The 21,689-nt window shown below is 67.6% G+C and carries 20 protein-coding genes; 9 read left to right on the top strand and 11 right to left on the bottom strand.

Going from position 1 to position 21,689, the window contains the following annotated elements:
• Window positions 1-228 precede the first annotated feature (228 nt).
• Both A5709_RS03835 and A5709_RS03830 read left to right on the top strand, forming a co-directional pair.
• Window positions 229-1,308, top strand: a complete 1,080-nt coding sequence (locus A5709_RS03835) for a PirG (RefSeq protein WP_197520068.1) — start codon at window positions 229-231, stop codon at window positions 1,306-1,308.
• Window positions 1,309-1,440: 132 nt separating this feature from the next.
• Window positions 1,441-3,075, top strand: a complete 1,635-nt coding sequence (locus tag A5709_RS03830; protein WP_197520067.1) for an LGFP repeat-containing protein — start codon at window positions 1,441-1,443, stop codon at window positions 3,073-3,075.
• Window positions 3,076-3,088: 13 nt separating this feature from the next.
• On the opposite strand, the gene A5709_RS03825 is transcribed toward A5709_RS03830, so the two are convergent.
• Genes A5709_RS03825 through A5709_RS03810 form a run of 4 tightly spaced genes read right to left on the bottom strand, consistent with a single transcriptional unit; the run spans window position 3,089 to window position 6,268 of the window.
• Window positions 3,089-3,904 (bottom strand): Cof-type HAD-IIB family hydrolase, encoded by an 816-nt coding sequence (locus A5709_RS03825; protein ID WP_068118109.1) that lies wholly within the window; start codon window positions 3,902-3,904, stop codon window positions 3,089-3,091.
• 34 nt (window positions 3,905-3,938) lie between these two features.
• The gene (locus tag A5709_RS03820; RefSeq protein WP_068118106.1) at window positions 3,939-4,724 is read right to left on the bottom strand and encodes a 1-acyl-sn-glycerol-3-phosphate acyltransferase; all 786 of its coding nucleotides are present in this window, start codon (window positions 4,722-4,724) and stop codon (window positions 3,939-3,941) included.
• Between the two features lie 14 nt (window positions 4,725-4,738).
• A complete protein-coding gene (locus A5709_RS03815; RefSeq protein ID WP_067950236.1) occupies window positions 4,739-5,494 on the bottom strand; it encodes a 1-acyl-sn-glycerol-3-phosphate acyltransferase in 756 nt (251 codons plus the stop codon).
• Between the two features lie 6 nt (window positions 5,495-5,500).
• Window positions 5,501-6,268 (bottom strand): 1-acyl-sn-glycerol-3-phosphate acyltransferase, encoded by a 768-nt coding sequence (locus A5709_RS03810; RefSeq protein ID WP_067950235.1) that lies wholly within the window; start codon window positions 6,266-6,268, stop codon window positions 5,501-5,503.
• 157 nt (window positions 6,269-6,425) lie between these two features.
• Here A5709_RS03810 and A5709_RS03805 point away from each other — a divergent pair, with 157 nt between their 5' ends.
• Window positions 6,426-7,976, top strand: coding sequence for an MBL fold metallo-hydrolase (locus tag A5709_RS03805; protein WP_068118102.1), 1,551 nt, complete (start codon window positions 6,426-6,428; stop codon window positions 7,974-7,976).
• Complete coding sequence (locus A5709_RS03800) at window positions 7,973-8,317, top strand: hypothetical protein (RefSeq protein WP_067950233.1); 345 nt, start codon at window positions 7,973-7,975, stop codon at window positions 8,315-8,317. The genes A5709_RS03805 and A5709_RS03800 overlap by 4 nt, the downstream gene beginning before the upstream one ends.
• On the opposite strand, the gene A5709_RS03795 is transcribed toward A5709_RS03800, so the two are convergent.
• Window positions 8,300-9,730: a condensation domain-containing protein gene (locus A5709_RS03795; protein WP_068118098.1), complete on the bottom strand. Its 1,431-nt coding sequence runs from the start codon at window positions 9,728-9,730 to the stop codon at window positions 8,300-8,302. The two genes, A5709_RS03800 and A5709_RS03795, sit on opposite strands and share 18 nt — an antisense overlap.
• Before the next feature lie 427 nt (window positions 9,731-10,157).
• On the opposite strand from A5709_RS03795, the gene A5709_RS03790 reads away from it, so the two are divergent.
• Together A5709_RS03790 and A5709_RS03785 are read left to right on the top strand one after the other, a co-directional pair.
• Entirely contained in the window at window positions 10,158-10,886 is a 729-nt protein-coding gene (locus tag A5709_RS03790; protein WP_068011316.1) for a GAP family protein, read from the top strand.
• A 39-nt stretch (window positions 10,887-10,925) separates the two neighbouring features.
• Window positions 10,926-12,011: a PE-PPE domain-containing protein gene (locus A5709_RS03785; protein WP_067950228.1), complete on the top strand. Its 1,086-nt coding sequence runs from the start codon at window positions 10,926-10,928 to the stop codon at window positions 12,009-12,011.
• Window positions 12,012-12,017: 6 nt separating this feature from the next.
• Here the strand turns inward: A5709_RS03785 and A5709_RS03780 are convergent, their stop codons facing one another.
• The 4 genes from A5709_RS03780 to A5709_RS03765 all read right to left on the bottom strand — a co-directional run bounded on the left by A5709_RS03780 (window position 12,018) and on the right by A5709_RS03765 (window position 19,079).
• Complete coding sequence (locus A5709_RS03780) at window positions 12,018-15,224, bottom strand: RND family transporter (protein ID WP_082973766.1); 3,207 nt, start codon at window positions 15,222-15,224, stop codon at window positions 12,018-12,020.
• Window positions 15,225-15,240: 16 nt separating this feature from the next.
• Window positions 15,241-16,689 (bottom strand): condensation domain-containing protein, encoded by a 1,449-nt coding sequence (locus A5709_RS03775; protein WP_068118095.1) that lies wholly within the window; start codon window positions 16,687-16,689, stop codon window positions 15,241-15,243.
• Window positions 16,690-16,846: 157 nt separating this feature from the next.
• On the bottom strand, window positions 16,847-18,409 hold the full coding sequence (locus A5709_RS03770; protein ID WP_068118092.1) for an NAD(P)/FAD-dependent oxidoreductase: 1,563 nt from the start codon (window positions 18,407-18,409) through the stop codon (window positions 16,847-16,849).
• Window positions 18,410-18,455: 46 nt separating this feature from the next.
• Complete coding sequence (locus A5709_RS03765; RefSeq protein ID WP_067950220.1) at window positions 18,456-19,079, bottom strand: TetR/AcrR family transcriptional regulator; 624 nt, start codon at window positions 19,077-19,079, stop codon at window positions 18,456-18,458.
• Between the two features lie 69 nt (window positions 19,080-19,148).
• Between A5709_RS03765 and A5709_RS03760 the strand changes: the two genes are divergently transcribed.
• Window positions 19,149-19,634 carry a DUF2834 domain-containing protein gene (locus A5709_RS03760; protein WP_068011320.1) on the top strand — a complete coding sequence of 162 codons (486 nt, stop codon included), beginning with the start codon at window positions 19,149-19,151 and terminating at the stop codon, window positions 19,632-19,634.
• Here A5709_RS03760 and A5709_RS03755 read toward each other — a convergent pair.
• Window positions 19,631-19,900 carry a helix-turn-helix domain-containing protein gene (locus A5709_RS03755; RefSeq protein ID WP_067950216.1) on the bottom strand — a complete coding sequence of 90 codons (270 nt, stop codon included), beginning with the start codon at window positions 19,898-19,900 and terminating at the stop codon, window positions 19,631-19,633. The genes A5709_RS03760 and A5709_RS03755 overlap by 4 nt on opposite strands.
• Window positions 19,901-19,991: 91 nt before the next feature.
• On the opposite strand from A5709_RS03755, the gene A5709_RS03750 reads away from it, so the two are divergent.
• A complete protein-coding gene (locus A5709_RS03750; protein ID WP_068118088.1) occupies window positions 19,992-20,567 on the top strand; it encodes a carboxymuconolactone decarboxylase family protein in 576 nt (191 codons plus the stop codon).
• Here the strand turns inward: A5709_RS03750 and A5709_RS03745 are convergent.
• Window positions 20,554-21,123 carry a class I SAM-dependent methyltransferase gene (locus A5709_RS03745; RefSeq protein ID WP_068118183.1) on the bottom strand — a complete coding sequence of 190 codons (570 nt, stop codon included), beginning with the start codon at window positions 21,121-21,123 and terminating at the stop codon, window positions 20,554-20,556. The genes A5709_RS03750 and A5709_RS03745 overlap by 14 nt on opposite strands.
• 55 nt (window positions 21,124-21,178) lie before the next feature.
• On the opposite strand from A5709_RS03745, the gene A5709_RS03740 reads away from it, so the two are divergent.
• Window positions 21,179-21,689 (top strand): AraC family ligand binding domain-containing protein (locus A5709_RS03740; RefSeq protein ID WP_156767954.1); only part of this gene is annotated, 511 nt, incomplete at its 3' end.

Raw genomic sequence — 21,689 nt, 5'->3', positions numbered from 1 at the left:
ATCTGGCGAGGCCAGGGAGTCCGCCTTCGGCCAAATGACGGCGCCCGCGGGACGCCTCCAAGGAGGATCACAGCCCGAGTCGCAATTACCTCACGATTCAATATCACCACTCTAGTCACAGCAATCTCACTCGTACCATCGACTCTGTGTGGTTCTCGCCGGCTAGAACGGCAGGCCGCACCGAAACAACACAGTTGAGATTGAGTTGTCCAGATTGAGGAGACTTCCGTGCCGAACCGACGCCGACGCAAGCTTTCGACAGCCATGAGCGCGGTCGCCGCCCTGGCAGTGGCGAGTCCTTGCGCATACTTCCTTGTCTACGAATCGACGGCCGGCAGCAAGCAGCCCGAGCACCACGACTTCAAGCAGGCTGCCGTGATGACCGACCTGCCCGGCGAGCTGATGGGAGCGCTGTCGCAGGGGCTGTCGCAATTCGGGATCAACCTGCCCCCGGTGCCCGCTCTGAACGGCGGCACCGCCGCCAGCACTCCTGGCCTGGCCAGCCCCGGCCTGGGGACCCCAGGGCTGGGGACGCCTGGCCTGACCAGTCCGGGCTTGACCAGTCCGGGCTTGACCAGTCCGGGCTTGACGAGCCCGGGACTCACCAGTCCCGGTTTGACGAGCCCGGGTCTGGCGAGCCCCGGCCTGACGCCCACGACGCCGGGACTCACCGCGCCCGGCGCGCTGCCGACCACCCCGGGCGCCGGAGTGGCGACCCCGGGCGCGGGGCTCAACCCGGCGCTTTCCAACCCCGGGCTGACCAGCCCGGCCGGAGTCGCGCCCGGACTGGGCACCCCGACGGCCGCGGGTGAAGTGCCGATCACCGCTCCGGCCAGTTTGGACCCGGGCGCCGACGGCACCTACCCGATCCTCGGCGACCCGTCGTCCTTCGGCAACGGATCACCGCTCGGTGGCGGTGGCACCGGCCTCGGCGGCGGTGGCGGCAGCAGCAGTGGCGGCGGCGGCCTGGTCAACGACGTGATGCAGGCGGCCAACCAGCTCGGTGCAGGCCAGGCCATCGACCTGCTCAAAGGCCTGGTAATGCCGGCAATCACGCAGGGCATGCAGCACGGCGCCGCGGGTGCCCTCCCGGGTGCCGCGGGTGCCCTCCCGGGTGCCGCCGGTGCCCTCCCGGGTGCCGCAGGCGCCCTGCCGGGTGCCGCCGGTGCCCTGCCGGCCGCCGCGGGCGCTCTGCCGGGTGCCGCTGGCGCCCTGCCCGGTGCAGCCGGCGCCCTGCCGGCCGCCGCGGGCGCTGCCGGTGCGTTGCCGGCCGCCGCGGCCGCTGCGCCGGTCCTGCCCCCCGTCTAGAACTCAGGCGAACCCTTCAACCAGACGGCACCGCAGATTCTTCTGCGGTGCCGTCGATTTTCGTGCAGATTCGCACGGCCGCAGTTCGTGTCGTCTCATCATTAACATTAGAAACACAAGTAACATCGCCTGGTGTCTCCTAGTCGCGGGCCGACGACGTTGCTCACCGCCATCGCGGCGACCGTCGTCATCGTGTCCTGGGTGGCGGACACGACGCGCGACCGCGGCACGGCCGGCACACCGCCGGCCCGCGGCACCCAGCTCGCCGAACAGCCGCTGGTCGGGCTGGGCGGCGGCGTCACGGTTCGCGAGATCGGGCAGAACACCCCGTTTTCCCTCGTCGCGCTCACCGGCGACCTGGCCGGCACGTCGACCCGGGTACGAGCGAAGCGTCCCGACGGTTCGTGGGGGCCCTGGTACCAGACCGAGTACGAGACGGCGGCGCCCGACGGCGCGACAACCGCCGGGTCACTCGAGGGACCGCGCGGGACCGACCCGGTGTTCGTCGGCACCACCACTACCGTCCAGATCGCCGTCACCCGCCCAATCGACGCGCCGGTGACCCAAGCGCCGCCCGCGCCGCCCAACGAGACCGGCCTCGGCTACAAGCCGGCGTCCCGGGAACAACCGTTCGGGCAGAACATCTCAGCCGTCCTGATCTCGCCGCCACAAGCGCCGGTGGAGACGCAGTGGACACCGCCGTCGGGGGTCTTGATGCCCGGCCAGGCACCGGCCATCATCAGCCGGGCACAGTGGGGCGCCGACGAGTCGCTGCGTTGCGGTAGTCCTCAGTACGACAACGGGATTCGCGCCGGGGTGGTGCACCACACCGCGGGCAGCAACGACTACTCCCCGCTGGAATCGGCCGGGATCGTCAAGGCCATCTACACCTATCACAGCAAGACCCTGGGGTGGTGCGACATCGCCTACAACGCCCTGGTCGACAAGTACGGCCAGGTGTTCGAGGGCAGCGCCGGGGGGCTCACCAAAGCGGTCGAGGCGTTTCACACCGGGGGGTTCAACCGCAACACCTGGGGTGTGGCGATGATCGGCAATTTCGACGACGTGCCGCCGACGTCGATCCAGCTGCGCACCCTGGGCCGGCTGCTGGGCTGGCGGCTGGGCTTGGACGGCGTTGACCCCAAGGGCACGGTCGCATTGGAGTCGGCGGGTAGCCACTACACCACCTTCCCGGCAGGTTCCGTCGCGACGCTGCCCACGATCTTCACCCACCGCGACGTCGGCAACACCGACTGCCCGGGCAACGCCGCTTACGCACTCATGGACGAAGTACGCGACATCGCTTCGCATTTCAACGATCCGCCGGAGGAATTGATCAAGGCCCTGCAGGGCGGCGCGATCTACGAGCACTGGCAGGCCATCGGCGGCATGAACAGCGCGCTGGGCGCGCCGACCTCACCGGAGGACAGCGCGGAGGGCGACGCCCGGTACGTCACGTTCGCCCGGGGCGCGATGTACTGGTCGCCCGAAACCGGCCCCCAGCCGATCACCGGCGCGATCTACGACGCCTGGGCGTCGCTGAGCTACGAACGCGGTCCGCTCGGCTTGCCCACCAGCGCCGAAATCCAAGAGCCGCTAAGGATTACGCAGAACTTCCAGCACGGAACCCTGAACTACGACCGACTGACCGGCAACGTCACCGAGGTCGCCGAGGGAATCACGACGCCGCTGTCGACGGAGTCACCGAGCGGTCCGACCGTGGCGCCCGAACACTTCTCGCTGCCGGTGCACCCGTCCGCCACTTAGCCGAAGAGCCTTCTCAGAGCCACCAGCGTTCCAGCACGCGGCCCACCCCGTCCTCATTGTTGCCGGTGGTGACCTCGTCGGCCGCGCTCAGCACGTCGGGATGGGCGTTGCCCATCGCCACGCCATGACCGGCCCAGCGCAGCATCGGTAGGTCGTTGGGCATGTCGCCGAACGCCACCACCTCTTCGCTGGCGATCTGTAGGGGCTTGGCGATCTCGTCCACCCCGGTGGCCTTGCTGGTGCCCAGCGGCACGATTTCCACCAGTCCATTGTTGGTGGAGTAGGTGATGTCGCCCTCGATGCCGACATGCTTGGCCAGCGCGGCGGCCATATCGGCGCTGCGGGCGCCGCTTCGGCGGATGAGCAGCTTGATTGCCGGGGCGCTGAGCAGATCCTCGATCGACACCTCGGTGTTGTCCGGGTTCAGCCAGGCATGTTCGTAGCCGGGCGAGCTGATGAACTGCGGGGTCGCCGTGTCGTGGGCGCGTTCGCCGATTCGCTCGACGGCCAGGCCGGCCCCCGGAATGACGCGGGTCGCGAGCTCCGCCAGCTCGGCCAGCGTGTCCACGGGCAGCGTGCGCGTCGACAGCACCCGGTCGGCCGCTGGATCGTAGATGACGGCACCGTTGGCGCACACCGCGATCGGCGCGAAGCCGAGCGCGTCGACGACCGGGCGTATCCAGCGCGGCGGGCGGCCGGTCGCCACGACGAACGTCGCGCCGGCGGCGACGGCGGCACGCACGGCGTCGCGGGTGCGCGCAGTGATGGTTTCGTTGTCGTCGAACAGGGTGCCGTCGACGTCACAGGCGATGAGCGCCGGCAAGGTCATCTGACGGTTCCGCGTTCGCAGGTCGCCGGTCTGATCAATGCACTCCGCTCTGGTCCTGTCCCGGTCGGGTGACGCCGTCGGTGCCGTATTTCTGCATCCGCGCCTGCAATTCCGACAGTCGGATCGCCCGGGAATCTTCCTGGGTGGGCGCGGAGCCGCCGAGCCGCCTCGGCACCCAGAACTCGCCCTCCGGGTGCGGGTATTCCTCCTGCACCCGGTACAGCAACTCGTTCATCGCGACGCGCAGCGCGACGTTGAGCTGCTCCGGTGTGCCCTGCGGCGGCAGCGGGCGCCCGGCGGCGACGGTGATCGGAACCTTGTTGCGCCACACCTTCTTTGGATGATCCTTCGGCCAAATCCGATGGGCGCCCCAGACGATCACCGGAACGACCGGCACCTGGGCGTCCAGCGCCATCCGGGCCGCACCGGTCTTGAACTCCCGGAGCTCGAAGCTGCGGCTGATCGTGGCTTCGGGGTGCATCCCGATGAGCTCGCCCTCCCGCAGCCGCTGCACGGCCACCTCGAACGCGTCGTGCCCGGTCCTGCGGTCCACCGGGATCAGCCTGGCGTGGTTGATGACATAGTTGACCGCCTTCACCTCCGCCATCTCCGCCTTGATCATGAAATACGCGCGCCGTCCGCGCTCACGCACGCCGAGCAGCGTCGGCAGCCAGTCCAGGTAGCTGGTGTGGTTCTGGGCCAGCAGGGCGCCGCCCCGCTGGGGAATGTTGTCCAGGCCGCGATAGGTGATCTTGGTCCCCTGCATCGCCACCATCGGCGGGACGATCCACTCGCACAACCGGTAAAAGCCCTCGGGCATCAGTCCTCCTTCGCCTACCGCGACGACGGTCCATCACGACCGGCGGCGCGCGCCGCGGCCTCGTCCGCCTCCATCCGGGCGGCCTCCGCCATGCTCGGTGCCCCACCGCCCAGCCGGCGCGGCGTCCAATACGCCCCCGGTTCGTGCGGATAGCGCTCTTGCACGTGGTGTAGCAGCGCGGTCATCGACTCGCGCAGTGCGGCGTCGGTCCGCGCGATATCTTCGGCCGCCGTGACGGGCGCGCCCACCTGCACTTTAATCGGTACCTTGGTGCGGCCCAGGGTGCGCGGGTGGTCCTTGGTCCAGATCCGGTGCGCACCCCAGACGATGATCGGGATGATCGGAACGTCCGCGTCGATGGCCATGCGAGCGGCACCCGTTTTGAACTCCTTGAGCTCGAAGCTGCGGCTGATGGTGGCCTCCGGATACACGCCGACCAGTTCCCCCTCGCGCAGCCGCTGCACCGCCACCGCGTAGGCCCCGGCCCCCGCACCGCGGTCCACCGGAATGGTCCGGGTGTGCTTGATCAGGAAGTTGACGATCTTCACCTGCTGCATCTCGGCCTTGATCATGAACCTGAGCCGGCGGCGCCGGCGATGCACCGCCAGGGCGGCGGGCAGAAAGTCGACATAGCTGGTGTGGTTGATCGCGACCACGGCGCCACCGGAGTCGGGGATGTTCTCCTCGCCGCCGTAGGAGATCCGGGTGTCGGTGGCCAGAACCGTCAGCCGAGCCAGGATCTCGAGCGTGCGGAAGACCGGTTCCACCATCGATCGCTACTCCGGTGCTCCCGCGGATCCGGCCCGGCGCGCCGCGCGAGCGGCGGCCTCTTCGGCATCCATCCGGGCGGCTTCTGCCAGCGACGGGGCACTGCCGCCCAACCGGCGCGGCACCCAGAACTCACCCGCCGGATGCGGCCCATACATTTCCTGCGCCCGCTCCAGCAGGTGCTGCATGCGCGAGTGCAGCAGCCCCTTCAATTCCTCGACGCCCAGCGTCGGTTCGATCGGTTCGCCGACGACGACCATGATGGGCACCTTGGGGCGGAACAGCTTCTTGGGGTGCCCCTTGGTCCAGACGCGCTGCGCGCCCCAGACGATCACCGGAACGATGGGCACCCCGGCTTCGACCGCCATCCGCGCGGCACCCGACTTGAATTCCTTGATCTCGAAGCTGCGGCTGATGGTGGCTTCCGGATAGACGCCGACCAGCTCACCGTCCTTGAGGTTCCTGACGGCCTCCTCGTAGGAGGCGGCCCCGTCTTGCCGATTAACGGAGATGTGCCGAAGGCTGCGCATGATCGGCCCGGTGATCTTGTGGTCGAACACCTCCTGCTTGGCCATAAAGCGCACCTTGCGGCCCAGACCCTGCTTATAGGCGGGCAGACCCGCGAACGTGAAGTCGAGGTAGCCGGTGTGGTTGATGGCGATGACCGCACCCCCGCTTTTGGGCAGGTTTTCGACGCCCGTGACCGTGATCTTGAGACCCTGTATGCGCCATATCAAGCGGGCAAGTTGAATGACAGTCCCGTATACCGGTTCCACAGCAGATCAGCCTAGTGCTCCCCGCTGTGAGTCGGCCCTGGAGTCAATCGAAGTGCCGACAAAGAAGATGCCGCCCCGCGCTAAGCTCGGAGGCTGAAAAAGCCGTTACCCGGCCGCGGGCCGTGCAGGTCCTCGAAGCGGCCCCAGGAAGGTATTTGTGCAGGTCACAAGCGTAGGTCACGCCGGATTTCTGATCGAGACGCCCGCGGGCAGCGTCCTTTGCGACCCGTGGGTCAATCCCGCCTACTTCGCGTCCTGGTTTCCGTTTCCCGACAACAGCGGCCTGGACTGGGACCGGCTGGGCGACTGCGACTACCTGTACGTGTCGCACCTGCACAAGGACCACTTCGACGCCAAGAACCTGGCCGAGCACGTCAACAAAGACGCAGTGGTGCTGCTGCCCGACTTCCCCGTGCCGGACCTGCGAAACGCGTTGCAGGAGCTGGGGTTCTACCGGTTCTTCGAGACCAGCAACTCGGTCAAGCACCGGGTCAGCGGCCCGAAGGGCGATCTCGAGGTCATGATCATCGCCCTGCGGGCGCCGGCCGACGGGCCGCTCGGCGACTCGGCGCTGGTGGTTTCCGACGGCGTAACGACGGCCTTCAACATGAACGACGCCCGGCCGGTCGATCTCGACGTACTGAGCTCGGCTTTCGGACACATCGACGTGCACATGCTGCAGTACTCCGGCGCGATCTGGTACCCGATGGTGTACGACATGCCCGCACGCGCCAAGGAGTCGTTCGGGGTCCAGAAGCGGCAGCGGCAGATGGACCGTGCCCGGCAGTACATCGCCCAGGTGGGCGCGACGTGGGTCATCCCGTCGGCCGGGCCGCCGTGCTTTCTGGATCCGGAGTTGCGTCATCTCAACGACGACCAGGGCGATGCGGCCAACATCTTCCCGGACCAGATGGTGTTCCTTGACCAGCTGCGCACTCACGGGAGCGACGGCGGCCTGCTGATGATCCCCGGTTCGACCGCGGACTTCACCGGCACCACCCTGAATGCGCTGAGCCATCCGCTGCCCGACGATCAGGTCGAGGCGATCTTCACCACCGGGAAGCGCGCCTACATCGCCGACTACGCCGAGCGGATGGCGCCGGTCGTGGCCGCCGAGCGCGCGAGCTGGGCGCCCGCCACCGGGGAACCCCTGCTGGAGCAGCTGCGCGCGCTGTTCGAACCGATCATGTCCCAGAGCGACGAGATCTGCGACGGCATCGGCTATCCCGTCGAGCTGGTGATCGGCCCGGAGACGGTCGTGCTGGACTTCCCGAAACGTGCCGTGCGCGAACGCATTCCCGATGAGAAGGTGCGCTACGGTTTCGCCATCGCGCCGGAGTTGGTCCGCACCGTACTGCGGGACCGGGAACCGGACTGGGTGAACACCATCTTCCTGTCCACCCGTTTCCGGGCGTGGCGCGTCGGCGGCTACAACGAATATTTGTACACCTTCTTCAAGTGCCTCACCGACGAACGGATCGCCTACGCCGACGGCTGGTTCGCCGAGACGCACGACGATTCGTCATCGGTCACGCTGGACGGCTGGGAGATTCAGCGCCGCTGCCCACACCTTAAAGCCGACCTGTCGAAATTCGGTGTGGTGGAAGACGATACGTTGACCTGCAACCTGCATGGCTGGCAGTGGCGATTGGAAGACGGGCGGTGCCTGACGGCCCGGGGTCACCAACTGCGAAGTGCGCGAGCATGAACGACAGCCCAGGCCGGTCTTACGACGACGGGTTGGTCCAGCTGGACCGTGCGGCTATCACGCTCCGCCGCTACCACTTCCCTTCCGGAACATCGAAAGTCATTGCGCTGAAATCGATTCGTGGATACAAGGCCGAAGGTCTGGGCCTGCTCACGCATCGGTTCAGGATCTGGGGAAGCTCGGACTTTCGTCGCTGGCTACCGCTGGACGTGAGCCGGCCGTTCAAGTCAACCTTGGTCACCCTGGACGTGCCGGGCGTCCGGCCCAGCCCCGCGTTCACGCCCGCGCGACCGGAAGAGTTCACCGCACTCCTGGATGAGCTGCTAGCTCAGCGCGGTTAGCGTCGCGCGCGAGTGCGCAAAAGCCTGGTTGCGCCTGCCGTCGGCGACCCCGACATACGCCGACTTCATCGCTTGGATATAGCGGCCCACCGATTCGCGGGCGACCGGGTTGTCGGGGAATAGCACCGTCACCTTGGTCTCGCGCTGCAGCCGAATCACCCACAGCGAAACCTGATGGGAGACCCGGCCCTCGTCGTAGATCCGAAAGTTCAAGTCGGAGTTGGCAACGGCTGACAGCGGGGCGATGCTGGCGTCCAGGAACGACATCACGAAGTTGCCGGGACGCGGCCTGCCCAGGCCCGACTCGGGCGGCGCCAACTCCAGCACACGGTCAAACGGCACGGTCGCCAGCTCGATCCCCGAGTCGAAGGACGTCTGCGCGGAACGTGCCGCGTCTTCGAACACCCCCGCGCCGACGCCGACCATGACCGGAACCAGGCCGGTGAACCAGCCCGTCGTCATCAATTCCGTTGGCGTTCTGCGGGTATCGGTGGTGGTCACCACCGAAAACGTCTCGGCGCCGGTCAACGCGCGCTGCGTGAGGCCCGCGCACGCGAAGACACCGCCGCTGAAACGGGCGCCCGCACCGACGCAGGCCCGCTCGAACCGTTCCGTCTGCCGCTCGTCCATCAGCGTCTCGGTGACGAGCTTGCCGGCGTAGGGCACCGTGAGGTCGCCGAGGGGCAACGGGAAGTACGGCAGCGTTCCACCGTTGGCTGCGGCGAACGCGACCCACGCGCGCACCCCGGGGGAGTCCGCCGTCAGCGCGGCCATCTCCTCCCGCTGCCGGACGCAGTAGTCGCCGTACCGGCCGGCCTCCGGGAGTTCGATGGGCGCCTCGCCGCCGACCAGGGCGGCGTACATCAGGTGAATCTCGGTGAACAGGACGCCGACGATCATCGGGTCGACGCACAGGTGGGCGATGCTGGCGTAGAAGGTGAAGTGGCTGCCGCTTTGCACCACCCCGAAGAAGAAGCAATCCCACTGCAGCGGCTGCGGGGTCGAGATGTGGTCTCGCAGTTCTTTCGGCGTCAGCCGTCCGTGGTCGACCGGGACGAGTTCGATATCGCCGGGGTCCGCGAGGGTATGGCGAACGATGTGTCGCGCGTCGCGATACTCGAACCAGCTGTGGTAGGTGTCGTGCCGGCGAATGTGTGCGTTGATCGCGTAATTCATGGCGCGGACGTCGCAGCGGCCCGGGATATCCCAGGTGAAGATCATCAAGCGCGACATGTCCAGCCCCCGCGCCGCGTGGTCGCTGTAGCGCCGAAGATGTTGTGTTTGCTGATAACTGGGTGGTACGGGACTGACTGGCGCTTCAGCCGCCCTGGCCTTTGCCGCGGGCGAAGCATGCCAGCAGATGACGGGGCCGGCTTGCGGTGTCCAGTCTTGGAGTGTCGTTATGCCAAACACTGAATGCCCTGCACCTCCGCGCTATTCGGCTCGGCATAGCCCGAGCTGAGCGGCCCGCCAAGCGCTGCTTCAGACGACCTGCCGTCCGCGCTATCGCCACGGAGCCGAGCCCGCCAGTGCGCCCGCAGCTGCCCCGCGGCCAGGCGTGGTCACGCTCTTCCACGAAATCCCTTGGCGGACAACGACAGTGGCGCCGAACAGACAGATCGAGCCGCCGACCTAGGATTTCTCCAGCCGCAAGTGGTGCTGCGGGAATCCTCAGCATAACCGCTTCGGGTAGCGGCCGCTCTGCGAAACTCCGGGGGCGTTACGCGCGAATTACGGCTGCTTGAATGGAAGGCGTCCAATTCCGGGCCTGCCCAGGCCGCCGGCTTGGCTGGGCGAGTTTCGGTCCGGGGCGCGGCGCGGTCGGGTACGGTTGCCCAGCATGTGGATCACCGTGCTGATACTGGCCGGCGCAGTGATCTTCGAACCGATACGCGTCGGGCTGGTGATACTGCTGCTCGGCCGTCGGCGCCCGCTTTTGCAACTGCTCATGTTCTTGTGCGGTGGCTTCGCCATGGGAGTCGGTGCGGGCCTGATCGTGCTCTTCGTCCTCAGGGCCGCGCCGGTGGTCGGCCACTTCAGCGTGGCCGAGGTCCAGATCGCATCCGGGCTCGTCGCTTTGCTCGTCGCCGTCGCGCTGGCCACCAACGTCGTGCGGCGCAGGATCGCACGCCCCGCGCCGGCGGACGCGGCAGTCGGTGGCAGTGGGGGCGTCGCCCTGCTCGTGGGGACCGCACCGAGCGGTCGCCAGCAGCTTGCCGAACGCGCACGCATCTTCTTGCGAGGCGACTCGCTAACTGTCGCAGCCGCTAGCGGGATGGGGGCTTCGTTGCCGTCCGCGAACTACATGGGCTCGATGGCCGCCATCCTCGCCTCGCACGCCGCACCGGTCGCGCAGGTGCAGGCGCTGGTCGCCTTCAACCTGGTGGCGTTCACGGTGGCCGAGATCCCGCTGATCGGGTTCCTGGCGGCGCCGCAGCGCACGCGCGCCTTCATGGCCGCGCTGCAAACCTGGCTGCGCTCCCGCGGCCACCGCGACATCGCTGTATTGGTGGCGGCCGGGGGCTGCTTCATGCTCGTCCTCGGCCTGATCAACCTCGGTGCGGGGTAGCATCCAGCTATAGTTTTCGATCGGCCGTGAGGGGAGTTTGTGAACAAGCTGCTCGCCGGGGCCATTGCCGTCGGAATGCTCACGTGTGCAACGCTTTTCGATGATGGCGTCGCCGCCGCCGACACCGCTCTGATAGTGCCCGGCACGGCGCCGTCCCCGTACGGGCCGCTGAGGTCGCTGTATCACTTCAACCCCGCGATGCAGCCCCAGATCGACGAGAACTATTACAGCCCCGGGGCCGTCAGGCGCGTGGTGCCCTATCCGGGCAGCTTCTGGCCGGTCACCGGCCTGAACTCGCCGACAGTCAACAGCTCCGTGAACACCGGGGCGAACAACCTCGACGCCGCGATCCGGACCACGGACGGGCCGATCTCGGTGGCCGGGCTGTCTCAGGGCTCGCTGGCGCTCGACCGCGAGCAAGCGCGCCTGGCGCACGATCCCACCGCGCCGCCGCCGGGCCAGCTCACCTTCATCAAGGCCGGTGACCCCAACAACCTGCTCTACCAGGCGTTCGGTCCCGGGACGCACGTGCCGATCATCGACTACACCGTCCCGGCTCCGGTGGAAAGCCAGTACGACACGATCAACATCGTCGGCCAGTATGACCCCTTCTCCGACCCGCCCAACCATCCCGGCAATCTGCTGGCCGACCTGAATGCCATTGCCGCCGGCGGATATTACGGCCACAGTGCGACGGCCTTCTCCGATCCGTCCCGCGTCGCGCCCTGGGACATCAAGAGGACGACGAACAGCCTGGGCGGCACCTCGACGACGTATTTCATCCGGAACCCCGAGCTGCCGCTGGCCCGGGCACTAGTCGACGGGGCGGGCATGCCGGCCGAGGCGGTCGGGCCGATTGACGCTGTGCTGCGCCCTCTGGTCGACAGGGCGTACGACCCGGGGCCGGCGCACAACCCCGTCCAAATGATCAATGGCATCGTCCACATACCTACGGCCATCTCCGCCGCCTCCTGGTCCGTCCGTGGCGCCGGCGCCGCCGTCAACCTGGCCACCAACTCGCTGGGGCTCGCCAACCTGGCCCGAAACCTCGGCCCGGGTCCACGACTCGGCAGAGGCGGCGTGTTGCCGAAAGTCGTTCGCGCGGTGGTCAAAGCCAAGAAGTGACAGCGGCTAGAGCCTCAGGCCGTCGCGCGGAGAAAAGCCGATCAGTTGCTCGGCCGTGCGCGTCGGCACCTTCTCTTCGTCCGGCAGCAGCCGCTTGCGTTTGACCGGGCCGCGATGCCGCCGCAGCGGCCACCGAGTGACGGAAACCAAACCGGGCGGCCACCACCAATTCGCCCGACCGACCAGCACGGCGATGGCAGGCACCGTCACGGTGCGCAGCAGGAACGTGTCCAGGAGCAGTCCCGTCCCCAGAACGAAGCCGCTCTGAATCACCGTGGACAGACTGGCGAATACCAAGCCGTACATCGACGCGGCCATGATCAGGCCCGCCGCGGTGATCACCCCGCCGGTCGAGGACACGGTCCGGATCACGCCGGAGCGCAGTCCCCGCGCGGATTCGTCACGCAGTCGAGAGATGAGCAGCATGTTGTAGTCGGCACCCACCGCGACCAGGATGACGAACGTCAATCCGGGTACGCTCCAATGCATTTCTTCGCCCAGGATGAACTGAAACGTGATGACGCCGATGCCCAGCGCCGACATGTACGAGACGATCACCGTGCCGATCAGGTACAGCGGCGCGATGACCGCGCGCAGTAATGCGATCAGAATCAGCAGCACCACGCAGGTGGTCATCGCGATGATGAATCGCAGGTCGTGGTCGTAGTAGTCGCGCGTCTCCTTCAGCACGACGGGTAGCCCCACCACCGATACCTTGGCGTCGGCCAGCGACGTATTCGGTTGGGCGCCCTGCGCGGCCGCCCTGATCTCGTCGACCTGGTCCATCGCCGCGGTGCTGAACGGATTGAGGTCGGTCTGGATCAGGTACCGCATCGAGTGGCCGTCGGGCGAAACGAACGCCCCAGCAAGCCTTTTCAGTTGCTCGGCCGTCATCCCGCCCAGCAGATCCTGCGCCCCGCCCGGCAATGCCGCTGGCTTGCCGCCCTCACCGGTGGCATACGACAACGCTTGCGGGGGAATGTAGAACCCGGCCATCGCCGGCGTCGTGGCCTCCTTCTTCATGGAAAGCAGGAACGCGGAAGCCTCGCCCAACCCGAAGCCCATCTTCTTGACCTGGTCCACCAATTGCTGCACACCGTCGGCCAATTGCCGGCTGCCGTCCGCGAGGGTGTTGGTCCCCTGCTGCAAGAAGGTGATCTTGGCCCGCATGCCGCCCGGGCTACCCATCCCCAGGGAACCCATCGCGCCGACGACGGTGGACAACGCCCGGCGCAACCCGGAAACCGTTGCCGCGAGGGTCTGCACGGCCTGCGTCGCCCGCAGCTGGCGGGCCAGCTCCGATATCTTGCCCAGCGTTCCGTCGTCGCGGGCCGTCACCAGCCGCTGCAGTTCCCCGCGCGCATTGACACAGGCGGGCTCGGCACTGCACATCGGGCTGTTGTCGAGCGCCCCCAGCACGGGGTTGGCCCAATCGGAGTTCTCGGCAACGAAGTTCGCGTTCGCGCCGATGGCGTCGCCAAGCGAGCGCATGCCGTTGACGAGCCGCTCGGCGCCCTCGAGTTCGGCCAGCGCCCGATTCCCGCCGAAGATATTTTGCAGGGTCGCGAGCGCGTCGACGAGACCGCCCACGGCGGACACCGCCTGGTTGACCTGGGCCCGTACGTCGCCGAGCTTGCCCGCCATTTGGTTGGCGCCGCCCGCCAGCCGATCGAGATCGCCGGTATGGTCGACGATTTGCCGGGAGCCCGCGCCCAGTTTGTCGCCGACTTCGCCCGCCTGCCAGGAAGTCGTGGCTTGCTCCAGCGACTGCCCGGTGGGCCGGGTGATGCCTCTGACCATCGCGACGCCCCGCACCTGACTGACCCGCCGCGCCATCTGCTCGAGGTCGGCGAGGGCCTTCGCCGTGCGCAGGTCCTGCGGCGAGGAGATGAACAGGTACTCGGGGATGATCAGATTGGTCGAGAAGTGCTTGTCCAGTGCGGCATAGCCGACCGAACTCTCGACGTTGCCCGGCAGCGCCTTGCGATCGTCGTAGTTGTAGCGGGCCAGGCCCGCGCACCCGGCCAGAATCACCAGTACCAGCGCGCTGGCCAGCAGGTGAGTTTTGGGCCGGCGCACGATGTTGACGCCCGAACGCCGCCAGAAGCGGCGGCTGAGATCGCCGCGCGGCGCGACCCAGTTGCGGCGCCCGGCGAGCACGAGCAGGGCCGGCAGCAGGGTGATCGCGGCGAAGAAGACGACGGCCACCGACATGCCCAGCACCGGTCCGACGGTCCGCAGGATGCCCAATTGGGTGAAGATCATCCCGAGGAACGTGACCGCTACGGTGGCGGCCGACGCCGCGATCACCTTGCCGATGGACGCCAACGCCCAGATCACCGCCCGATCCGAGTCCATCCCCTGGCGCACGTAGTCGTGGTATCGGCTGATCAGAAAGACCGCGTAATCCGTTCCGGCGCCGACCATCATCCCGCTCATGAAGATGACGGTCTGGTTGGCGATGCCCAGCCCGGCCAGTCCCACCAGCGCCACCAACCGCTGGGCCACCACCGCGGACATGCCGATCGTCAGCAGCGGCAGCAGCATCGTGACGGGGTTCCGGTAGATGACCAGAAGGATGACGAACAGCAGCACGATGATCGCGAGCTCGATCCGCGTCCTGTCGCGCTGGCCGGTGAGGTTCAGGTCGGCGACGGTAGACGCGGGCCCGGTGAGGTTGGCCGTCAGAGTGGATCCCGCCACGGCCTGTTTCACGATGCCGGCCACGCGGTTGTACGCCCGTTTGGACTGCGGCGAGCCAAGGTCGCCGGGCAGCCCGATGGGCAGCAGCCAGGCGCGGTGATCCTTACTGGTCATCAGCTCACGCAGCGGCGGTGTCGTAACGAAGTCCTGCACCATCGCCACGTCTCGGGTGTCCCGGCGCAGGGCTTCGACCAGTTTCCGGTAGGTGCCTTCGTCGGCCGGGCTCAACCCGCCGGCATCGCTGAGCACCACCACCGCGATGCTCTGCAACCCGGCTTCACCGAACGCGGCGTTCATTTCGCGGGTCGCGGCCAGCACCGGCGCGTCGGACGGCAGGATGGCCACCGGGTGTTGCTGCGAGATCTCTTCCAGCGACGGCGCGGTCAGCAAGAGAACTCCCGCGAGCGCGAGCCAGGCGCCGATCACCAGCCATGGCCTTCGCGCGATCAGCCGCCCGAGCCGGGAGAAGCCACCCGCCGGGTCATCCTGGCCAGTCTTCGCTAATGGCATCGGAACCGCATTCTTTTCAGCGTTTGTGCGCCGCCTGCCGGTAGAGGTCGGCAACGTTGCGTGCACGCTCCGCCGCCCCGCCGTCGGCGATGCGGACGCACGCGGATTTTAAGGCACCCAGGTATCGGGTGACGGAATTTCGGGCGGCGGGGTGGTCGGGAAACAACACGCTCGCCGCCGTCTCGTCGAACCGCCCGACCATCGTGCTCAACGGGTAGGTGACCCTGCCGTCGCTGTGCGCACCGACGCTCAGGCCGTCGAACAACTGGGTCATCACCGACAGCGGGCTGGCCTGGGCGTCAAAGAAATTCACCAGGGCGAAAAGGGGTGGGGGCCTGCGCAGCGACGGTGCCAATTCCACGACCCGCTCGAACGGCACCAGCGCCAGGTCCGCACCCGAATCGAAGGAGGCCTGGGCGCTTCGCGCGGCGTCGTCGAAGGACGACCCGCTGACGGGGACGGTGACCGGTATGTGGCCGGTGAACCAGCCCTGCGTCGCGAAGTCGGCCTGGGTGCTGCGGGTGTCTTTCGGGGTGATGGCGAAATACGTTTCCGCACCGGTCAACTCGTGGATCGCCAGGGCAAGACAGGCGAACATGCCGCCGACGAAGCGGGCGCCGGCGGCGACGCACGCGGTTTCGAATCGATGCGTTTGCTTCGCGTCCAGCAGGGTCACGCCCAGCAAGTCGCCGTCATACGCCACCGCATCATCGCCCAGGGGCAGCGGGAACGCCGGGAACGTCCCGTCATTGAGCTCGGCAAAGTCGATCCAGGCCCGTACCTCCGGGGAGTCGACGGTCAGCGCCGAGGTATACGCACGCTGCCGCACGCAGTAGTCGGCATAGCTGCCGGCCGGTGGCAGCTCGACCGGTGGATTACCCCCGATCAGCTCGGCGTACATCGCCTGGAACTCCATGAGTCCCATCGCAACGAACTGCCCGTCGGCGTGCAGGTGGTCGATGCTGGCGTAGAAGGTGAAGCGGTCCGCGCGCTGAATCACCCCGAAGCTGAAGCAATCCCACTGCAGCGAGTCGGGGGTGGCCACGATGTGGTCCCGCAGCTGGGCGCCGGTCAGCTCGCCGTGTCCGGTCGGGACGAAGTCGATGTCGACCGCGTCGTCGATGGTGTGCCGCACGATGCGGTCGGCGTCGAGGTACTCGAACCAGCTGCGGTAGGTGTCGTGCCGGCGAAGGTGCGCGTTGATGACGTAGGTCATGGCGCGAAGATCGCACCGGCCCGGCACCTCCACGGAAGCGATCAGCAGCCGAGAATGGTCGAGGCCGCGTGCGGCCTGTTCACGCAGGCTTCGAAGGTGCCGCGCCTGAACGTAACTGGGCGGCACGGCGCTCGCCGGCGCCTCGAGGGCCTTGGCGCGGGTATCGGGCGACGGATGCCAGGAGAACAACGCGCCGGGAGCCGGAGCCCATTCGTTGACCGCCGAGACGTCCAAGGGCCCGATCCGCACCGCTACCTCCCGTACCGAGCACCGACGGCGGTGCTTCTGAGGGCAGCTGACTGCTCATTCGGGAGATCCGCCAAACACCGGTGGTGCTGAGGTTCCTGGGTAGCGTAGCCCGCGTTGCAGCGGGCCGCTTGGTTCGACCTGCCGCCCGCTCGAATCCCTAGGTAGCGCGCTCGGCGAGCGCCCGCCGGGCGGCGTTGTAGCCGGGAATGAACGTGATGCCGGGTCCGCCGTGGCAGCCCGCGCTGCCCAGGTACAGGCCCTCGATCGGGATCGGCTGCCCCCGAAAGCCCTTCGGGCCGGGCCGGTTCGGCCCGATCTGGTTCGGGTTGAGCAGACCGTGGCAGTAGTCGCCGCCGGGGGCACCGAACATCACGCCCATGTGCTTGGGCGTGAAGGTGGTGTGCCTGATGATGCTGCGCTCGAAGTTCGGCGCCAGCCGGGTGATCTTGTCGATCACCCGCTGGCCCATTTCGACCTTCGCGTCGCCGTAGTCGGCGCCGCCCTCGATCGGGAACCACAAGGCGAACGCCGAGGCGGCGTGTTTGCCCGCGGGTGCCAGGTCCGGGTCGTTCTGCGTGGGTATCTGCAACACCACCGTCGGGTCGGCCGGGACGATGCCGCGCCGGCAGTCCTCCCACTGCTGCTGCACTTCCTCCGGCGTGCAGAACAGGCCGATGGACGCCTGCATGGCCGGGTCGTTGAGCGCCTCGTAGGGCGCGGCGAATTCCGGCGCCTCCTCGAGCGCGAAGTGCATCTGCAGGTAACTGCCGCGGTGATCAGTTCGGGCATATCGCTCCCGGATGTCGCCGGGCAGCAGGCCCGGGTCGATCAGGTCGTTCAGGGTGGTGTCGGGCGCGATGCCGGACACGACGATCGGGGCGGTCAACGTCTCGCCGCCCTCGGTGCGCACCCCACTCACCCGCCCGTCCTCGACGAGGATCTCGGTCACCTTGCTGCGCAGCCGGACCTCACCGCCGTGGCTTTCAAGCAGTTCACTCAGGTGCGAGGTGAGCGCCCCGATGCCGCCTTGCAGCTTCTTCATCTGCATCGTGTCACCGTCGGGGACGCCCAACCCGAAGGCCAGCGCCGCCGCGCTGCCCGGCGTGGCGGGCCCGCGATAAAGGGTGTTGACGGCGAGCACGGTCATCGAGCCGCGCAGCGCACCGTGCTTCTCCCGGTCGGGAAGGTAGCGGTCCAGCACGTCGGTGACCGAACCGAACAGCATGTCGTCAATCGCCGACCGTTCGAATTCGTTTGTCGCGCAGGCATACATCTCGTCGTAGGTCTTGGGCTCCGTTCCGGCTTCGAAGCGGCCGAGCGCCCGGGTGGGCGCCTGGCTCCACGCCATCAGCCCCGCCATCCCGTTGACGGCGTCCGCCCCGTGCACCTCGTTGAGGTGGGTGAACAGCTTGATGGGGTCGCTGTACTGGATCAGCGGATCGTCGCCGACGCCGCGCACCGCCACCGACATCACGTCAAGGTCGATCGTCGGCAGGGTGTCCAGGCCGAGTTCGTCGACCACCACCTTCGAGGTGGGAAACTGCACCGAGCCCGCGATCTCGAACCGGTAACCGTCGAAAAGCTCCACCGTGGATGCCATTCCGCCGGCGTACAGCTTGGAATCCAGGCACACCGTGCGCAATCCCGCCTTCTGCAGCAGCACCGCCGCCGCCAGGCCGTTGTGCCCGGCACCGATAACTATCGCGTCGTAATCAGACATATGACCTCCCGCACAGCAGGCTGGCATGCGGCCAAAGTTTTGTCAATTATGACGAAACTGTGGTCACCCAGGTACCGGAGATGCCCTCCCGCAGCGATTCCAGCGCGACATGCGACATCCTCGCCAGCTCCCCGAGGGATCGCTCCTCGCCGACCATCCAGGCTTCCATCGCGCCGAATACCGCGGCGGCGATGCAACGGGCGGTCACGGTGATCCGTAGCCGCGCGTCGGGCTTCCGTTGCGCCTCGCAGCTACGCCTTTCCAGTTGCGCCTCGATGGCGTCGGCGAGGTCGGCCTGGACGTCGCGGATGTGGCGATGGATGCGGTCCTGGTCCAGCTCACCGCCGCGCATTGCGGCGATTTTCGCCACGGCCTCAACGTCATAGGGGAACGCGAAGACGGCCGACTGAACGGAATCGATAACCGGTTCGTCGGCGGGTCTGGCGTCCAGCGCCGCGCGAAACCAGTTCAGTCCGGTGTAGTCGGCAAACAGCAGATCGTGTTTGGAGCCGAAGTGGCGATAGAAGGTGCGCAGCGAGACTCCGGCGTCGGCGGCGATCTGTTCGGCCGAGGTGTCCTCGACCCCCTGGGCCAGGAAGCGCACCATGGCGGCCTGGCGCAACGCCTCACGGGTGCGTTCGCTGCGCGCCGTCTGCGCCGGCCTGACCATGCAAGTAAGGTACCCCACCAGCTTTTGTCAGTATTGACAAAACTTTGGGAGCCGGGTCAGACTGCGGCCATGGTCTCGCTTCTTGTGCATGCAGTTCTCGGGCTCAGCGTCATCGGCTGGATCGTCGCCGCCAACCCGAAGGTCTTCGCCCGCCCGGCCGGCGGACCGTTGTTCTCCCCGCTGGAATGCGTGTATTACGTCGTCGGCATCGCTTCGGTCGCCTTGGGTTGGTACTTCAACGTCACCTACGTGCAGGAGTACTCGCACGGATCCACGAACCCGCTCTGGGGCGAGCACGGGAGCTGGGCCGAATACATCAGGCTGATGTTCACCAATCCGGCCGCGGACTCCGCGAGCCAGGACTACACGATCGCGAATGTGGTTCTGCTGCCGCTGTTTACGATCGTGGACGGCTATCGCCGCGGGCTCAAGCACCCGTGGCTGTACTTCGTCTCCAGCCTGTTCACCAGCTTCGCGTTCGCGTTCGCCTTCTACTTCGCCACCATCGAGCGGCAACGCCGGCACGAGCAGGCCCGCCAAACGGTGGACGCCTAGCTTCCCTCCGCCCAGCGGCGGGCCCACCGGTCCAGCGGATCGAGGGCCTCGCCCAGCGACAGGCCGGTCGCGCTGAGCTCGTAACACTGGTCGGCGCGCTGGACCACCAGGCCCGCGTCCGTCAGTTCGCCGAGCCGGTCATACAAAACGCTGGGCGACATGCCGTCGCAGCGCTCCCGCAAGGCCCGTGCCCCCAGCGGCCCGTCGCGAAGCTCCCACAGGATCCGCAACGACCAGCGCCGCCCGAGCAGATCGAGGGCCGCCATCAGCGGGCGCCCCGTTGTCGACCCCCGCACCGGCCGCCCCGGGCGAGCCGCCGATTGACGTTTCGGATTTCGTAACGTAGCTTTCTTGTCCATGGTTACGGAAATAGTAACGCCTCGCATCGGCGCCCTCGAACCGCCCTACGAGGACGCCGTGGCGGCACAACTTCAGAAGATGATGCCGCCGAACGTGCCGCCGATCGCCCTGTTTCGCACCCTGGTGCGCAACATGCCCATGACCGAGGCCATGACGCTCTGGGGCGGCTACGAGCTGAGCCGCTCGTTGTCGCTGTCCCTGCGTGATCGTGAGATCGTGATCGACCGCACCTGCGCTCGCTGCGGCTGTGAGTACGAATGGGGCGTGCACGTCGCGTTTTTCGCCGAGAAGGCGCGCCTCGACCGTGAGCAGGTCCGCTCCTTGACCCATGGCGGCGCCGACGATTCCTGCTGGACGGCCGAACGAGACCGCCTCCTCGTGCGGGCCGTGGACTCGCTCTGCGACCGTCGCGACATCGACGACGCCCTGTGGACGGCGCTGCGCGGCGAGTTCGACGAACGCGAGATTCTCGATCTCACGATGCTGTGCGGGTGGTACCACGCGATCAGCTTCACCGCACGTGCTGCCCGGGTGCCGCTCGAGCCCGGCAGCCCCACCTTCAGGTCGGTTTGACGGCGCGCCACCGTTGCCGCCCACCGGACGGGTCGACCTGCACGCCCGCGAAGCCCGCGTTGAGCAGCCGCACGCCCAGATCCTTCGGCGCGATCGGGTTGTAGGTGTCGGCAACGTGGAGCAGCCGGAAGGTCAGGGACGGGACGCCGTCGCTACCGGCGAAGGTCCCGCCCGGTTGCAGCACCCGGAACGCCTCGGTGAAAAGCCGGTCCTGCAATTCGGTGCTTGGAACGTGGTGCAACATCGTGAAACACACCACCGAGCTGAAGTGGTCGGTGGGCAGCCCCGTGGCGGTGCCGTCGCCGTGGATGATGCGGGCCCGGTCGCCGTAGCGGCGCCGCAAACGCTCGGCCATCGCGGCATCGACCTCGACGGCGGTGAGCGAGTTGGCCCTGTCCAGCAGGGCGCGCGTCGTCGCTCCGTACCCGGGGCCGATTTCCAAAGTGCGGGAACCCAATTCGACGCCGTCCAGCGCCCACGGCAGCAGCTGGTCGGCCACCGCCTTCTCCCAGCCCGCCGAGCTGCACCGCCGCCGGTGTAAGAGATTCATCGCCATGAGGGCCACGCTAGGCGGACGCGGGTCCTGCGCACTTCCGATATTCTGCCGCGTTATGTCGGGAATCAGCCATCACGGGCCGGCGACCTCGTCGCAGGCCTTGGCGCCGGGAGCCCGGATCGAGCGGCACCGACACCCCTTGCACCAGATCGTCTACCCGTCGTCGGGCGCGGTCTCGGTCACCACCCCGGCGGGCACCTGGATCACGCCGGCGAATCGGGCGATCTGGATACCGGCCGGCTGCTGGCATGAACACACGTTCCACGGCCACACGCAGTTTCACGGCGTCGCGCTGGACCCACGCCGGTACCGTCGCGGTCCCGCTGCGCCGGCGGTGCTGGCGGTCAACCCCTTGATGCGGGAACTCATCATCGCGTGCTCACGGGCCGACGGAACCGACACCGACACGCACCACCGGATGCTGGAGGTGCTGCATGACCAGGTGCAGGCGGCCAGTCCCGGTGAGCCACTGTGGCTTCCGACGCCGGTCGACGGCCGATCTGCTGCAACGTCAACGGGTCACGCAGGTTGTCGGCGATCATCGCGCACGCGTCGCGGAGCCGGCC

Origin of the sequence: Mycobacterium sp. E1386 (assembly GCF_001672745.1) — a bacterium.
In the GTDB taxonomy this organism is placed as follows: domain Bacteria; phylum Actinomycetota; class Actinomycetes; order Mycobacteriales; family Mycobacteriaceae; genus Mycobacterium.
This window is presented reverse-complemented; position numbering and strand designations above follow the sequence as displayed.

Bases quoted from the DNA above. Each gene is read 5' to 3' on its own strand.
- A5709_RS03765 (WP_067950220.1), bottom strand. From the start codon at position 19,079: ATGGTCAGGCCGGCGCAGACGGCGCGCAGCGAACGCACCCGTGAGGCG.
- A5709_RS03745 (WP_068118183.1), bottom strand. From the start codon at position 21,123: ATGGCGATGAATCTCTTACACCGGCGGCGGTGCAGCTCGGCGGGCTGG.
- A5709_RS03815 (WP_067950236.1), bottom strand. From the start codon at position 5,494: ATGGTGGAACCGGTCTTCCGCACGCTCGAGATCCTGGCTCGGCTGACG.
- A5709_RS03750 (WP_068118088.1), top strand. From the start codon at position 19,992: ATGGTTACGGAAATAGTAACGCCTCGCATCGGCGCCCTCGAACCGCCC.
- A5709_RS03755 (WP_067950216.1), bottom strand. From the start codon at position 19,900: ATGGCGGCCCTCGATCTGCTCGGGCGGCGCTGGTCGTTGCGGATCCTG.
- A5709_RS03770 (WP_068118092.1), bottom strand. From the start codon at position 18,409: ATGTCTGATTACGACGCGATAGTTATCGGTGCCGGGCACAACGGCCTG.
- A5709_RS03780 (WP_082973766.1), bottom strand. From the start codon at position 15,224: ATGCCATTAGCGAAGACTGGCCAGGATGACCCGGCGGGTGGCTTCTCC.
- A5709_RS03790 (WP_068011316.1), top strand. From the start codon at position 10,158: ATGTGGATCACCGTGCTGATACTGGCCGGCGCAGTGATCTTCGAACCG.
- A5709_RS03825 (WP_068118109.1), bottom strand. From the start codon at position 3,904: ATGACCTTGCCGGCGCTCATCGCCTGTGACGTCGACGGCACCCTGTTC.
- A5709_RS03800 (WP_067950233.1), top strand. From the start codon at position 7,973: ATGAACGACAGCCCAGGCCGGTCTTACGACGACGGGTTGGTCCAGCTG.
- A5709_RS03820 (WP_068118106.1), bottom strand. From the start codon at position 4,724: ATGCCCGAGGGCTTTTACCGGTTGTGCGAGTGGATCGTCCCGCCGATG.
- A5709_RS03760 (WP_068011320.1), top strand. From the start codon at position 19,149: ATGGTCTCGCTTCTTGTGCATGCAGTTCTCGGGCTCAGCGTCATCGGC.